This window comes from Curtobacterium sp. MCLR17_045 (assembly GCF_003234405.1).
Classification (GTDB): domain Bacteria; phylum Actinomycetota; class Actinomycetes; order Actinomycetales; family Microbacteriaceae; genus Curtobacterium; species Curtobacterium flaccumfaciens.
In genome coordinates this window covers 73,455-87,206 of the sequence record NZ_QKTB01000011.1, presented here as the reverse complement: position 1 = coordinate 87,206, position 13,752 = coordinate 73,455, and the positions used below count along the sequence as shown (strand labels likewise).

The 13,752-nt window shown below is 71.9% G+C and carries 12 protein-coding genes; 2 read left to right on the top strand and 10 right to left on the bottom strand.

Annotated elements, in window-relative coordinates; genetic code table 11:
* Positions 1-166: 166 nt before the first annotated feature.
* The 6 genes from DEJ05_RS09445 to aceE form a co-directional block, all read right to left on the bottom strand.
* Entirely contained in the window at positions 167-1,411 is a 1,245-nt protein-coding gene (locus DEJ05_RS09445) for a beta-ketoacyl synthase (protein ID WP_027465338.1), read from the bottom strand.
* Between the two features lie 87 nt (positions 1,412-1,498).
* Positions 1,499-1,747, bottom strand: a complete 249-nt coding sequence (locus tag DEJ05_RS09440) for an acyl carrier protein (protein ID WP_017886710.1) — start codon at positions 1,745-1,747, stop codon at positions 1,499-1,501.
* A gap of 122 nt (positions 1,748-1,869) precedes the next feature.
* Complete coding sequence (locus DEJ05_RS09435) at positions 1,870-2,922, bottom strand: beta-ketoacyl-ACP synthase III (protein WP_071405345.1); 1,053 nt, start codon at positions 2,920-2,922, stop codon at positions 1,870-1,872.
* The gene (locus DEJ05_RS09430) at positions 2,919-3,860 is read right to left on the bottom strand and encodes an ACP S-malonyltransferase (RefSeq protein ID WP_071405344.1); all 942 of its coding nucleotides are present in this window, start codon (positions 3,858-3,860) and stop codon (positions 2,919-2,921) included. The genes DEJ05_RS09435 and DEJ05_RS09430 overlap by 4 nt, the downstream gene beginning before the upstream one ends.
* A gap of 95 nt (positions 3,861-3,955) precedes the next feature.
* Complete coding sequence (locus DEJ05_RS09425; protein ID WP_027465341.1) at positions 3,956-5,182, bottom strand: CdaR family transcriptional regulator; 1,227 nt, start codon at positions 5,180-5,182, stop codon at positions 3,956-3,958.
* A 7-nt stretch (positions 5,183-5,189) separates the two neighbouring features.
* Positions 5,190-7,934 carry a pyruvate dehydrogenase (acetyl-transferring), homodimeric type gene (gene aceE, locus DEJ05_RS09420; RefSeq protein ID WP_071405343.1) on the bottom strand — a complete coding sequence of 915 codons (2,745 nt, stop codon included), beginning with the start codon at positions 7,932-7,934 and terminating at the stop codon, positions 5,190-5,192.
* 247 nt (positions 7,935-8,181) lie between these two features.
* Here aceE and DEJ05_RS09415 point away from each other — a divergent pair, with 247 nt between their 5' ends.
* The gene (locus tag DEJ05_RS09415) at positions 8,182-8,670 is read left to right on the top strand and encodes a peroxiredoxin (RefSeq protein ID WP_111030255.1); all 489 of its coding nucleotides are present in this window, start codon (positions 8,182-8,184) and stop codon (positions 8,668-8,670) included.
* Positions 8,671-8,726: 56 nt separating this feature from the next.
* A complete protein-coding gene (locus tag DEJ05_RS09410) occupies positions 8,727-9,653 on the top strand; it encodes an alpha/beta fold hydrolase (protein ID WP_181433115.1) in 927 nt (308 codons plus the stop codon).
* A 14-nt stretch (positions 9,654-9,667) separates the two neighbouring features.
* On the opposite strand, the gene DEJ05_RS09405 is transcribed toward DEJ05_RS09410, so the two are convergent.
* The 4 genes from DEJ05_RS09405 to DEJ05_RS09390 are packed head-to-tail and all read right to left on the bottom strand — an operon-like array spanning position 9,668 to position 13,705.
* Positions 9,668-11,254, bottom strand: a complete 1,587-nt coding sequence (locus DEJ05_RS09405; RefSeq protein ID WP_111110300.1) for an alpha/beta fold hydrolase — start codon at positions 11,252-11,254, stop codon at positions 9,668-9,670.
* Positions 11,251-12,237 carry an amino acid--[acyl-carrier-protein] ligase gene (locus DEJ05_RS09400; protein ID WP_220034802.1) on the bottom strand — a complete coding sequence of 329 codons (987 nt, stop codon included), beginning with the start codon at positions 12,235-12,237 and terminating at the stop codon, positions 11,251-11,253. The genes DEJ05_RS09405 and DEJ05_RS09400 overlap by 4 nt, the downstream gene beginning before the upstream one ends.
* On the bottom strand, positions 12,234-13,409 hold the full coding sequence (locus DEJ05_RS09395) for an acyl-CoA dehydrogenase family protein (protein WP_071405339.1): 1,176 nt from the start codon (positions 13,407-13,409) through the stop codon (positions 12,234-12,236). Before DEJ05_RS09395 ends, DEJ05_RS09400 begins: the two co-directional genes overlap by 4 nt.
* Positions 13,406-13,705 carry an acyl carrier protein gene (locus tag DEJ05_RS09390; RefSeq protein WP_111030253.1) on the bottom strand — a complete coding sequence of 100 codons (300 nt, stop codon included), beginning with the start codon at positions 13,703-13,705 and terminating at the stop codon, positions 13,406-13,408. The genes DEJ05_RS09395 and DEJ05_RS09390 overlap by 4 nt, the downstream gene beginning before the upstream one ends.
* Between the last annotated feature and the right edge of the window lie 47 nt (positions 13,706-13,752).

Genomic DNA, 13,752 nt, shown 5'->3' with positions numbered 1-13,752 from the left:
CCTGACGCCGCCGAAGACTCGAGACGCCGCCGAATACGGCGGCGTCTCGTCGTTTCCGGGGCGCCTCAGCGACACGACGGCGTATTGCCGGGACTCCAACCGGCACCGGAACGACGGAAGCCCGCCCCGACGACGCGGGACGGGCCTCCTGGCAGGGTGGGACGGATCAGACGCTACGGAACGCGACCACGGCGTTGTGGCCGCCGAAGCCGAACGAGTTGCTGACCGCGAGCAGGTCACCCTCGGGCAGCGCGCGCGGCTCGCGGGCGACGTCCATGACGATCTCCGGGTCCTGGTCGTGCAGGTTGATCGTCGGCGGGGCGACGCGGTTGTGCAGCGCGAGGACGGTGAAGACCGCCTCGATCGCACCGGCACCACCGAGCAGGTGGCCCGTCGAGGCCTTGGTCGCGGACACCACGACGTCGTCCAGGTGGTCGCCGAAGACCCGACGCATCGCGTGGTACTCGGCGACGTCACCGACGGGGGTCGAGGTGGCGTGCGCGTTGACGTGCACGACGTCCTCGATGCTCGCGTCGGCGTGCTCGAGGGCCTGCAGGACCGCACGGGCGGCGGCGCTGCCCTCGGGGTCCGGCGCGGTGATGTGGAAGGCGTCCGAGGTGATGCCGGAGCCGGCGACCTCGGCGTAGATCGTCGCGCCGCGGGCCTCGGCGTGCTCCTTCGACTCGAGGATGAGCGCCGCTGCGCCGTCACCGAGCACGAAGCCGTCACGCGTGACGTCGTAGGGACGCGACGCGGTCTCGGGGGAGTCGTTCCGGCGCGACAGGGCCTGCATCGCGGCGAACGCGGCCAGCGGGAGCGGGTGCAGCGCGGCCTCGGCGCCACCGGTGATGACGATGTCGGCGTCGCCGTCGGCGATGTGCCGGTACGCCTCGGCCAGCGACTCGGTCGACGACGCGCAGGCGGACAGGTAGGTGCGGGCACCACCACGGGCGCCGAACTCCATCTCGATGGCGGCGGCGGGGCCGTTCGCCATGAGCATCGGGACCGTCATCGGCAGGACGCGACGCGGACCCTTCTCGCGCAGGGTGTCCCAGGCGTCGAGCAGCGTGTTCACGCCGCCGATGCCGGTCGCCCAGTCGACGATGAGGCGCTCGGGCACGACCGACTCGTCGTCGATGCCGGCGTCGGCCCAGGCCTCGCGCGCCGCGACGAGCGACAGCTGCGACGAGGGGTCGAGGCGCTTCGACTCGGGGCGGGTGAGCTGGTCGGTGAGGAACCGGCGCGCCTGGCCGGCGAACTCCACCGGGAGTTCCAGCTCGGCGTAGCGGGGGTCCTCGATGCGGGTGATGCCGGACTTGCCGGCGAGCAGCGCGTCCCAGGTGTCCGGGGCGGTCGCGGCGAGGGGTGAGATCGCACCGATCCCGGTGACGACGACGGTCTTCTTGGTCATGGGACGACGTGCTCTTTCGTTGGGGTGAACAAGATGAGCGCCACGGCCCGCAGGGGTCCGCGGGCCGCGGCGCTCAGGAAGCTCGTGTCAGGCCTGGGCCTTGACGATGTAGTCGACCGCGTTGCCCACGGTCTTGAGGTTCTTGACCTCTTCGTCCGGGATCTTCACGTCGAACTTCTCCTCGGCGTTGACCACGATGGTCATCATCGAGATGGAGTCGATGTCGAGGTCGTCCGTGAAGGACTTGTCGGCGGCGACGGTGTCGGTGGCGATACCGGTCTCGTCGTTGATCAGCTCGGCCAGGCCGGCGAGGACTTCTTCGTTGGACAGGGCCATGAGTGTTCTCCTTGAAGGGGGGTGTCGTTTGACCGTTGACCAGCCTAGGGCACGCGGGGTCCGGGTGCGCGGAGGCTCGTCGGGATGGGGGCCGGGCGCGCGGTTGCGCGACCGGACGGGGATCAGGGGAGGACGACCACCTGGGCACCGAACACGAGTCCGGCGCCGAAGCCGATCTGCAGGGCGAGGCCGCCTGACAGGTCCGGGTGCTCCTCGAGCAGGCGGTGCGTGGCGAGCGGGATGCTCGCGGCGGAGGTGTTGCCGGTGGTGGTGATGTCGCGGGCGATCGTCACCGTCTCGGGCAGGCCGAGCTGCTTGGCGAACTCGTCGATGATGCGGATGTTCGCCTGGTGCGGCACGAACGCGGCGAGGTCCTCGGGGCGGACGCCGGCGGTCTCGAGCGCCTGGCGAGCGACCTTGACCATCTCCCAGACGGCCCAGCGGAACACCGTCTGCCCGGCCTGGCGCATGGTCGGACGCGGTGCGCCGGCCTCCCACTCGTTGTAGGTCGCGGTCATGCCGATGGCGTCCCACTTCGAGCCGTCGGAACCCCAGATGGTGGGGGCGATGCCCGGGAAGTCGCTCGGGCCGATCACGGCGGCGCCGGCACCGTCCCCGAGCAGGAACGAGATCGAGCGGTCGGTCGGGTCGACGACGTCGCTGAGCTTCTCGGCCCCGACGACCAGCACGTGGTCGGCGAGCCCGGACTTGATGAACGAGTCGGCCTGGGCGATGCCGTAGGCGTACCCGGCACAGGCGGCGCTGATGTCGTACGCGGCGGCCGGGGTGGCGCCGATGCGCTCGGCGAGCAGCGACGCCATCGACGGGGTCGCCACGGTGTGCGTGACGGTGCTCACGAGCACGACGCCGATCTGGGACGGCTCGATGCCGGCCTTCTCGATTGCCTCGCGCGCAGCGGCCTCGGCGAGGTCGACGGCCTCGACGTCCTTGCCCGCGCGCTTGCGGGTGATGATGCCGGTGCGCTGGCGGATCCACTCGTCGGACGAGTCGATCGGGCCGACGAGGTCGTCGTTCGGCACGACGTTCTCGCCGCGGGCGGCGCCGAACGCCAGGATCCGGGTGAACTCGTGGCCGCGGCGCTGCTGGAGCAGCGGGCGCGCGGATCCGGTCGGGAGGCCCGTGGGGGCGTCCGTCGGGGTGGTCGGGTCGGTCATGCGGTTGCGTCTGCTTCCTGGCCCGCGCGCTGCAGCAGGTCGATCGCTGCAGGCAGGTCGTCGGGGGTCTTGATGGCGACGGTCGGCGTGCCGCGGAGGCCGCGCTTCGCCAGGCCGACGAGGGCACCGGCGGGTGCGAGCTCGATGATGCCGGTCACGCCGGCGGCGGAGAAGGACTCCATGACCGCGTCCCAGTGCACGGGGCTCGCGATCTGCTGGACCATGAGGTCGACGAAGCGGCGCCCGTCGTCGACGCGGGAGCCGTCGGCGTTGGTCCAGATCGGCAGGGTCGGGTCCTGCACGGTGGCGGCGGCCGCGACCGGGGCGACCCGCTCGACGGCGGGGGCCATGTAGCGGGTGTGGAACGCACCGGCCACGGCGAGCGGGATCACCCGGGCCTTGGCGGGCGGGTCGGCGGCGAGGGCCGCGATGGCGTCTGCGGCACCGGCGACGACGGTCTGGCCGCCACCGTTGTGGTTCGCGGGCACGAGGCCGTGCTCGGCGAGGGCTGCGGCGACCGCGTCGGCGTCGCCACCGAGGACGGCGGCCATCGAGGTCGGCTCGAGCGCTGCGGCGTCGGCCATGGCCCGGCCGCGCTCGGCGACCAGGGCGACGGCGTCGGTCGGCTCGAGGATCCCGGCGACCGCGGCGGCGGTGAACTCGCCCACCGAGTGTCCGGCGACCCCGCCCACCAGGGCACGACGGCCCTCGGCGAGCAGTGCGTCGGCGGTCACCAGGCCGGCGGCCACGATGAGGGGCTGTGCGAGCGCGGTGTCCTTGATGGTGTCCGCGTCAGAGTTCGTGCCGTGCTCGGCGAGGTCGACGCCGATCGACTCCGACCACTGCCCGACTCGTTCACGAACGGTGGCGTCCTCGAGCCAGGGGGCGAGGAAGCCGGGGGTCTGGGAGCCCTGTCCGGGCGCGACGACGACGATCACCGGACAATCCTCGCGTTCTCACCCCGCGGGGCCCGTGTGGACTTCCCACACGAATCCCCGCGGGACATTGTCGGTTCTCTACCGTCCGGAGCGCTCTAGCGTCGGGGCGTGATGCGGCGACGGCCGGTCGCGGACTCGGACATCGCGCCGAGGATGAGCGCCGACTGCACGATCAGGGCGTCCCGGGCGTGCGTGGCGTCCCACCCGATGATGTCGGCGACCCGGCGCAGGCGGTAGCGCACGGTGTTCGGGTGCACGAAGAGCTCGCGCGCCGTGGCCTCGAGCGACCGGCCGGTGTCCAGGTAGCACCACAGCGTCTGCAGGAGCTCGGTGGACTGGTCCTTGAGCGGGACGTAGATGCGCTGCACCAGGGCCGACCGGGCGAGCGGGTCGCCGGCCAGGGCACGTTCGGGCAGCAGGTCGTCGGCCAGGGCCGGGCGGGGCACGCCGCGCCAGGCACGCGCGACGGCGAACCCGGCGAGGGCGGCCTTCGCGCTGGTCGACGCGTCGACGACCCCGGGGACCTCGTTGCCGAGCACCAGGTGCCCCTCGCCGAACAGCGGTTCGAGGGCCTGCGCGATGGTCGTGAAGGAGACGGGCTCCTCGCCCTCGGGGACGTCGTCGCGCGGGGTGGCGCGGCCGATCACCACGACGAGCCGCGACCCCTGGACCCCGACGAGCACGTCGGCGTCCATGTGCCGTGCGGTCCGCCGGACCTGGTCGACCTCGAGCTGCTTCGGCGCGGTGCCGACGAGCACCGCGACCTCGCCGTGGCCGTGCCACCCGAGGGCGGCGATGCGGGACGGCAGTTCGTCGTCGTACTCGCCGGAGAGGATCGAGTCGACCACGAGCGCTTCGAGCCGGGCGTCCCACAGGCCGCGGGCCTCGGCTGCGCGGGCGTAGACGTCGGCGGCGGCGAACGCGATGTCGCGGGAGTACTTGAGGATCGCCTCCTGCAGCATCTCGTCGTCGGCGGCGCGTTCCTCGACCACGGTGACCACGACGCGGATGAGCTGCAGGGTCTGCTGCAGGCTCACCGAGCGCAGGAGCTCCCGCGGGGCGGACCCGAAGACGTCGGCCGCGGCGATCCACGGCGTCGACGCGGTGCCCTCGAGCCAGCTGATGAACGAGGTGATGCCCGCCTGGGCGACGAGGCCCACGGCGGAGCGGCGCCCCGGGGGCATCTCGCTGTACCAGGGGAGCGTGTCCTCGAGCCGCTTGATCGTGGCGGTGGAGAGTTCTCCGGACACCTGACGGAGCCAGGAGAGCGCACGCTCGCGCGCGCTCTCCTGGCTCTCGTGGTCCGGGCGGACCGTCGTCACGGGTTGATCAGCTCTCGCCGCCCGCACTGCCGGTGGTGCCGGCGGTCACGTCGTGCAGGCGGTACTTGTCGATCGCCTGCTGGACGAGCGCGCCGTCGACCTTGCCCTGGCGGGCGAGCTGCTGCAGCGTCCGCACGACGACCGAGGGGCCGTCGATGTGGAAGAAGCGGCGAGCGGCCGGACGGGTGTCCGAGAAGCCGAAGCCGTCGGCGCCGAGGGTGGCGTAGTCGGTCGGCACGAACGGGCGGATCTGCTCCTGCACCAGGTGCATGAAGTCGCTCACGGCGACGACCGGACCCTCGGTGCCGAGCAGCCGCTCGGTGACGAACGGCGTGCGGGCCGGCTCGTTCGGGTTGAGGAACGCCTGCTGCTCGGCGGCCACACCGTCGCGGTAGAGCTCACCCCAGCTCGTGACGCTCCAGACGTCGGCCGACACGCCCCAGTCCTCGGCGAGGAGCTGCTGCGCCTCGAGGATCCACGGCACGGCGACACCGGACGCGAGCAGCTGGGCCTTCGGGCCGTCGTGCTCGCTCGCCTTGAGCAGGTACATCCCCTTGAGGATGCCCTCGACGTCGACGCCCTCGGGTTCGGCCGGCTGCACCAGCGGCTCGTTGTAGACCGTCAGGTAGTACATGACGTTCGGGTCGGCGTGCTTCGGCGAGCCGTCCTCGTTCGTGCCGTACATGCGGTCGAGGCCGGCCTTGACGATGTGGCCGATCTCGTAGCCGTACGCCGGGTCGTACGAGACGACGGCCGGGTTCGTCGTGGCGAGGAGCGGCGAGTGACCGTCCGCGTGCTGCAGGCCTTCGCCCGTCAGCGTGGTGCGGCCGGCGGTCGCGCCGATCATGAAGCCACGGGTCATCTGGTCGCCGGCGGCCCAGATGGCGTCGCCGGTGCGCTGGAACCCGAACATCGAGTAGAAGACGTAGACCGGGATGAGCGGCTCGCCCTGCGTCGAGTACGAGGTGCCGACGGCGGTGAACGCCGCGAGGGCACCCGCCTCGTTGATGCCGACGTGGATGATCTGGCCCTGCGGGCTCTCCTTGTAGGCCAAGAGGAGCTCGCGGTCGACCGACGTGTAGTGCTGGCCGTTCGGGTTGTAGATCTTCGCCGACGGGAAGTAGGCGTCCATGCCGAACGTGCGTGCTTCGTCCGGGATGATCGGGACCACGCGGTCGCCGAAGTCGGGCGAGCGCAGCAGGTCCTTCAGCAGGCGTGCGAACGCCATGGTGGTGGCGACCTCCTGCTTGCCGGAGCCCTTCTTGACGACCTGGTACTTCGAGTCGTCCGGCAGCGTGAACTGCGTGTACTTCGTGCGACGTTCCGGCACGTAGCCACCGAGCGCGCGACGACGCTCGTGCATGTACTGGATCGCCTCGTCGTCGTTGCCCGGGTGGTAGTACGGCGGCGTGTAGGGGTTCTCTTCCAGCTGCGCGTCGGAGATCGGGATGCGCATCTCGTCGCGGAACTGCTTGAGGTTGTCGAGCGTGAGCTTCTTCATCTGGTGGGTCGCGTTGCGGCCCTCGAAGCTCGGGCCGAGGCCGTAGCCCTTGACCGTCTTCGCCAGGATGACGGTCGGCTGGCCCTTGTGCTCGGTCGCGGCCTTGAACGCGGCGTAGACCTTGCGGTAGTCGTGGCCACCGCGCTTGAGGTTCCAGATCTGGTCGTCGGTGTAGTCCTTGACGAGCTCGAGCGCCTTCGGGTCGCGCCCGAAGAAGTTCTCGCGCACGTAGGCACCGTTCTCGGCCTTGTACGTCTGGTAGTCGCCGTCCGGCGTCTGGTTCATCAGGTTGAGGAGCGCGCCCTCGGTGTCACGGGCGAGCAGGTCGTCCCACTCGCGGCCCCAGACGACCTTGATGACGTTCCAGCCCGCACCGCGGAAGAACGCCTCGAGCTCCTGGATGATCTTGCCGTTGCCACGGACCGGACCGTCGAGTCGCTGCAGGTTGCAGTTGATGACGAAGTTCAGGTTGTCGAGGCCGTCGTTCGCGGCGACCTGGAGCTGCCCGCGGGACTCGACCTCGTCCATCTCGCCGTCGCCCAGGAACGCCCAGACCTGCTGGTCCATGGCGTCCTTGATGCCGCGGTTCGACAGGTACTTGGCCTGCTGCGCCTGGTAGATCGCGTTGATCGGGCCGATGCCCATCGACACGGTCGGGAACTGCCAGAAGTGCGGCATGAGGCGCGGGTGTGGGTACGACGACAGGCCGCCGCCGGCGTGCGACTTCTCCTGCCGGAACCCGTCGAGCTGGTCCTCGGAGAGGCGACCTTCCATGTACGCGCGGGCGTACATGCCGGGGGAGGCGTGGCCCTGGAAGAAGACCTGGTCGCCACCGGAGGGGTGGTCCTGCGCGCGGAAGAAGTGGTTGTAGCCGACCTCGTACATCGCAGCGCTGGACGCGTACGTCGAGATGTGCCCGCCGACCCCGATGCCGGGACGCTGTGCGCGGTGCACCGTGATGGCCGCGTTCCAGCGGATCCAGCGGCGGTACCGGCGCTCCAGCTCTTCGTCGCCGGGGAACTCCGGCTCGTTCTCCGGCGCGATGGTGTTCACGTAGTCCGTCGTCGGGACCATCGGCACACCGAGGTGCAGTTCCTTGGACCGCTTGAGCAGGCTCAGCATGATCTCGCGACCGCGCTGGTGTCCGTGGGTCTGGACCAGCCCGTCGAGGGACTCACGCCATTCGGCGGTCTCCTGCGGATCCTGGTCGTTCGCCCCGGCGCTGTACGGGTCCTGGTCGTTCACCGTCACCCTTGACCTCGTTCGTTCTCGTGGTGGTGGACATGGTGGCTCCGGTGGTCGGGTCGCGACCGGCTGGGGCCCCGTCCACTCTAGGCCCCAGGACCGACGCTGATGCTGATGCTGATGGTGACGTGCAGGTGGACGGGTGCTTGCATTCGCGTGTCGTCGGCGTAGCATGGCCGATCGTGCACACGCGATCCGCGGCGCACGGACCCGACGGGCACACCCCACGCCCGAGGAAGAAGCACACGTAGCGATGGCACTGGAGATCGGCTCACTCGCGCCGGACTTCGAGCTCCCGAACCAGTTCGGTGAGCACGTCCGACTCAGCGACTTCCGTGGCAACCGCCCGGTCGCACTCGTCTTCTTCCCGCTGGCGTTCTCGTCCGGGTGCACGAGCGAGCTCTGCACCCTGCAGGACAACATCACGATGTTCCAGGACCAGCGCATCGAGCTGCTCGGCATCTCGGTCGACTCGAAGGCGACGCTCCGCTCGTTCGCCGAGACGAACGGCTACGACTTCGAGCTGCTCGCCGACTTCTGGCCGCACGGCGCGGTCTCGAAGGAGTACGGCGTGTTCCTCGAGAACAAGGGCTTCGCCACCCGCGCGACCTTCGTCATCGACGTGCAGGGCCGCATCAAGGCCTCGATCATCACCGAGCCCGGTCTGCAGCGCGACGTCGCCGAGTACAAGGCGGCCCTCGACCGGCTCGCCGCCTGCTCGGCACCCGTCCCCGTCGGCTAGCGTTCCGAATCCCTCCTGACGGACGCGTCCGCGTCGACGGTCGGACAGGAGGCCCGGTGCACGCCATCGACACCGACCCACGTGATCACGGGGTCACCGCTGATGCCTACGCCCCGTACCCGGTGCGCGTCACGCCCGGCGCATGGGGGCTGACCCGCACGGTCGTGGAGGCCCCGACCGGGCCAGTCGTGGTGCACCACCGCGCCGGCCCGGACCCGCTCCTGCTGCTGCACGGCGTCGCCGGGTCCTGGTCGACGTGGACACCGTTGCTGCGCGCCGCGGACGGGATCGGCGACCGCGGGCTGGTGCTCGTCGACCTGCCGGGCTGGGGGTCCTCGCCGGCTCCCGACGGTCCGCTCGGGCTCGACGCCGTCACGGGTGCCGTGTCGGCGGTCCTCGGTGCGCTGGGCGTCGGCGCGGTCGACGTGGTCGGGCACTCCATGGGAGCGTTCGTCGGGTTGCACCTGGCGGTGGTGGCGCCCGAGCGGGTGCGGTCGCTCGCCCTGGTGTCCGGTACCACGGTCGCGACCGCCGGCGCGGCTCGGCACCCGGTGCGGGCGCTCGGCACCCTGCCGGCGTTCACCCTGCTGCGTGCGGGCCTCACGGTGACCGGTGGCTCCGCTCGTCCGCTGCTCCGGTGGATCGCGCGGATCGGTCTGTTGCCGCTCGTCGCGGCGCCGGTGTTCACGCACGTTCGACGTCTGGACCCGAGCGTGCTCGAGGCCTTCGTCGAGGAGCTCCGGCCGGAGCAGTTCACCGAGGCGGCACGGTCGGCGGCGGTGTACGACGTCGACCGGTGGCGCGCGATCACCTGCCCGGTGACGGCGATCGCCGGGCGCGACGACGTGTTCGCCCGGGTCACGGACCTCGAGGCGCTGCGGGCGCTCGTGCCGCAGGTCCGGACGGTGCTGCTCGAGGACTGCGGGCACTTCGCCCACGTCGAGCGTCCCGACGCCGTCGCGCGGGAGCTCGGCCTGCGCTGAGCCGGGCGGGCGCGTCAGGTGTGGACGGGGAACGTCGCCGCGACGCGGGAGCGCACCTCGGCGACGACGGCCTCGCGCATCGTCGGGGAGAACAGCGAGTGGTCGCCGTCCTCGACGCGGACGACGGACACCGATCCGCGGCGGTCGTCGCCGGGCCAGCGCCGGACGGCCTTCTGCCCACCGAGTCGGTCGAACAGGGCGGCGTCCTCGGGAGCGACGATCACGACGACGTCGGTGCCGTGCTCGACGAGCGGGCGGACGTGGCCGACGACCCCGCCCATCCGGTCGCGACGGGCGATCCGGTCGCGGACGGCCTTCGGCACGAAGCGGTTGTAGCGTTCACGCACCCACATCCGTGCGGGCGACGGGGCGTCGATGGCCCGGACCCCGTCGGCGTACGAGCCGGGCTCGGCCGGGACGCGACGGTAGTCGTTCGGGCTGATCTCGACGACCAGGCGCGGGGCCTCCTCGACGGCGCGGCCCGCGACCCAGGCGCCGGCGCACATGCCGACGAGCACGAGCCGGTCCGAGGGCGTGGCGAGTGCGGTGACGACGGCGGACTGGTCCTCCACCCACTCCTGCGCGAACAGGAAGCTCCGCTCGTCCTCGTGCACGCCGGTGCTCTCGCCGGTGGCACGACGGTCGACCCGGACGACCCGGGCGCCGTCGCGGGCGAGGGCGCGGGCGAGTTCGACCTGGTAGTCGGTGGCCCCCACGCGGTGTTCGGCGCCGCCGCTGTGGAGCACGACGACGGGGGCGTCGTGGTGCTGGGCGGACGAGACGGTCTCGATCCCGAACAGGCCCTGAACGCCGAGGTGGACGATGCGCTCCGACACGCGGCCGTCGACGTCGAGGACCTCGTCGAGGACGGGGGTGCGGACGGGCACCGCAGTCTCAGGTGCCCAGGTGTCGAGCCAGGCCACGACGGTGTCGACGGCGGCTCCGGGGATGCGGGCGTGGATGCTCGTGCCGTCGAGGAGCTCGGCGCTGCCGGTGACCTCGGTCACCTCGACGCCACCGAGGGGCTTCGGCGGCCGCGCACCCGGACGGACGAGCGCGACGGTGGGCCCGGTGCGCGGGGCGAAGGCGAGGTCCGAGAGCGCGGCGGCCTCGTCGGGCTCGACGTCGAACCCGATGAGGCTCTCGACGCCGTCGACCACGCGGTCGGCACCGATCGTGATGGTCGCGAGGGCGCGCTGCCGACGGAGCCAGCCCTTGCCCGATGCCGGGGCGTCCCAGACGACGAGGCCGTCGGTGTCCGCGGCCGCGTTCGCGGCGACGAGCGCGGCCGAGGCCAGCCCGACGAAGGCGACGTACTGCACCCCCGTCGTGCGGAGCACGGCGGCGGCGTGGCGTGCGGACCGGACCTGCGCGTCGGGCGCGGTGTCGGGTGCGCCGTCACCACGTCCGGACGGGTCGTAGCGCACCGAGGCGATGCCACGGGCCTCCAGGCGGTCGGCCAGCAGACGGAGCGTGCGGTACGCGATGACGCCCTCCTGCCCGAGCGGCGGGCAGATCACGACGCCGGCGCGCGCGGCGGCGGGGAGCTGGACCGCTGCGCGGATCGCCGGCGATCCGGACCAGCCGTGCAGCGTGGTCACAGGGCGAGGGCGGCGCGGGCGGACGCCGGCCAGGCGTCGAGGTCCGTGCCGTGGGCGGCGAACAGGGCGATGGTGATGCGCTCCAGGCCGAACGCGATGCAGGCGCTGTGCGCGACCTCTCCGTCCTCGGTGCGGAGGCCGAACGAGGTGCCGAAGTGGTCCTCGTGCAGGTTCGCGGAGCTGATCGCGGTGGCGTCGTGGTCGGGGCCGTAGACCTTCGTCACGAACTCGAACTTGAGCGCCTGCTCGACCTGGTTGCGGGCGAGCATCTGCCCGACGCGGCCGAAGAAGGGGTCGTTGGCGGGGACGACGTCGATCTCGAGCCCGAACGACTCGAGCAGCGCGCGCATCACCGGGATGCTGCCGTCCCGGTGGGCCGCTGCGGACGCGGGGGCGCCGACGTGCACGAACTCGTGCATGTGGAAGGCCTGCAGGCGCATCGGGTCGAGCGAGGGCTCACGGCGGAAGGAGTCGCCGAGGACGTCGAAGAACCGGCCCTGCTGCGGCACGGTGTCGCCGATCAGGCCGTAGACCGGGTGGCAGACCGCGGGGGTGAGCATGAGGTCGGCCGGCTCGAGGAACCCCTCCCAGCGCTCACCGCGCTCGCGGGCGGCGAGCAGTGCGCGGTGGGTGCGGTCGTCGCCGGTGAACCCGGAGATCGACGCGGCGAGGTCCGGGAACGACGCGATGTAGTCGGTGCGCTCGAAGGACGCGAGCGGCTCGACCGGCGGGAAGCGCAGGACCTCGGCGCCGAGGTGTTGCTGGCTGCGGACCGCAGCGGCGTCGACCGCGGCGTACACGCGCTCGAAGACCCCGGTGCGGCCGTAGAGGCCGGGCGTGCCGAGGTCGAGGAGGACGCCGTCGGTGAGCAGGCGGGCGCGGAGGGCGGCGCGGGCGGCGTCGAGCGCGGCGGTGGTGTCCGCGGCGGCGCTGTCCGCGGTGGTGGTGTCGGTGGTGTGCGTGGTGGTGTCCGTGATGGTCACAGGATCACTCCCGTCATGATGGCCAGGTCGGCGTCGTTCTTGAGGAGACGGTCGTTGCTCACCATGACGGCGGCACCGTGGGCGTCTCGGAGGTGTCGGGCGATGCTCATCGGACCCGAGGCGGCGTAGCCCGCGATCCCGACGATGCGCAGCGCCTTCGTGACGATGTCGGTGACGCGCTCGGACGCACCGATCTTCAGGGCGTTCGCGGCCAGGGCGTACGCGCTCGAGGCCAGCACGTCCGGGTCGTCGGCGGCGGCGTCGAACCGTTCGGCGGCGTGGCGCACCGAGTCGGCCAGAGCCTGCAGGTCGACCAGGAGCTCGGCCAGCCGCAGGGCACCGGGCGGGGTCGTCCCGACGGCGGCGCGGGCCTGCTTCCGGACGGCGCTGCGGGCACGTTCGGCGGACGAGACCGCGATGCCGAGCCAGACCGAGGCCCAGAGCACGTGCGACACCGGCAGGACGGTCTGGGCGGAGATCGCGGCGTAGTCGTCGCGGAACACCCGGTCGGTCGTCGTCTCGGTGTCGAGGATCCACCCGTTGCTACACGTGCCGCGGAGCCCCATGGTGTCCCAGGTGGACGTCTGCGACAGGACCATCGTGTCGGTGCGGCAGATGAGCAGTCGCTGGTCCGACGCCGGGGCGTCCGGGTCGCGACGGGCGGTGACGAACACCGCGTCGGCCTCGGTGGCGTACGAGATCACCGGCGCGTCCTTGCGCAGGCGGATCCGGCCGTCGTCGGTCGGCTCGATGGAACACGTGGACCGCCGGGCGTCGCCGCCGACGCCACGCTCGGTGGTGGCCGACGCGACGAGCGCACCGCCACGGACGGCCTCGATGGTCTCGAGCACGCCGGCACCGTCGCCGCCGTGCCGCCAGAGCGCCATGACCTGGCCCTGGTGCATCGCGAACACCATGCCGGTCGCGGCGCAGGCGCGGCCGAGTTCGGTCGCGATCGCGGAGAGCTCCGCCACGGAGGCACCCTCGCCACCGTGCTCGGTCGGCACCGCTGCCGCGAGCAGGCCGTACTCCCGCATCGCGGCGATGGCCTCGCGCGGGGGCCGGGCGTCGCGGTCGACCTCGTCGGCGAACTGTGCGGCGACCTCGGCCACCGCGCTCGCACGCTCGGCGAAGCGGTCGACGACCGACGGTGCCGGCAGGACCAGGGTCACGAGGCGAGCTCCGCGGCGAGCTCCGCCGCGGCGACGATCGACTCGACGGTCGCGAAGGTGGACCGGTTCAGCACGGAGTCGGGGAACTCGACGTCGAGGTCCGACTCCACCGCGAGCATCACGTTGACGGTGGCGTGCGAGGTCATGCCGAGGGCGTAGAGGTCGGCGATCGACGCCACGTCCCACGCGTCGACCGTCAGCCTGCCGTGCTCGGCGAGGGCGCGACGGACGGCCCGGTCGGTGGCCGGGTCGGCGATCGTCGCGGTGGTGCTGGAGGGGTTCGGGTCCTGTTCCATGACTGCAACCGTAAAGAGGAACGGCCCTCGGGAAACCGCCGTGCCGG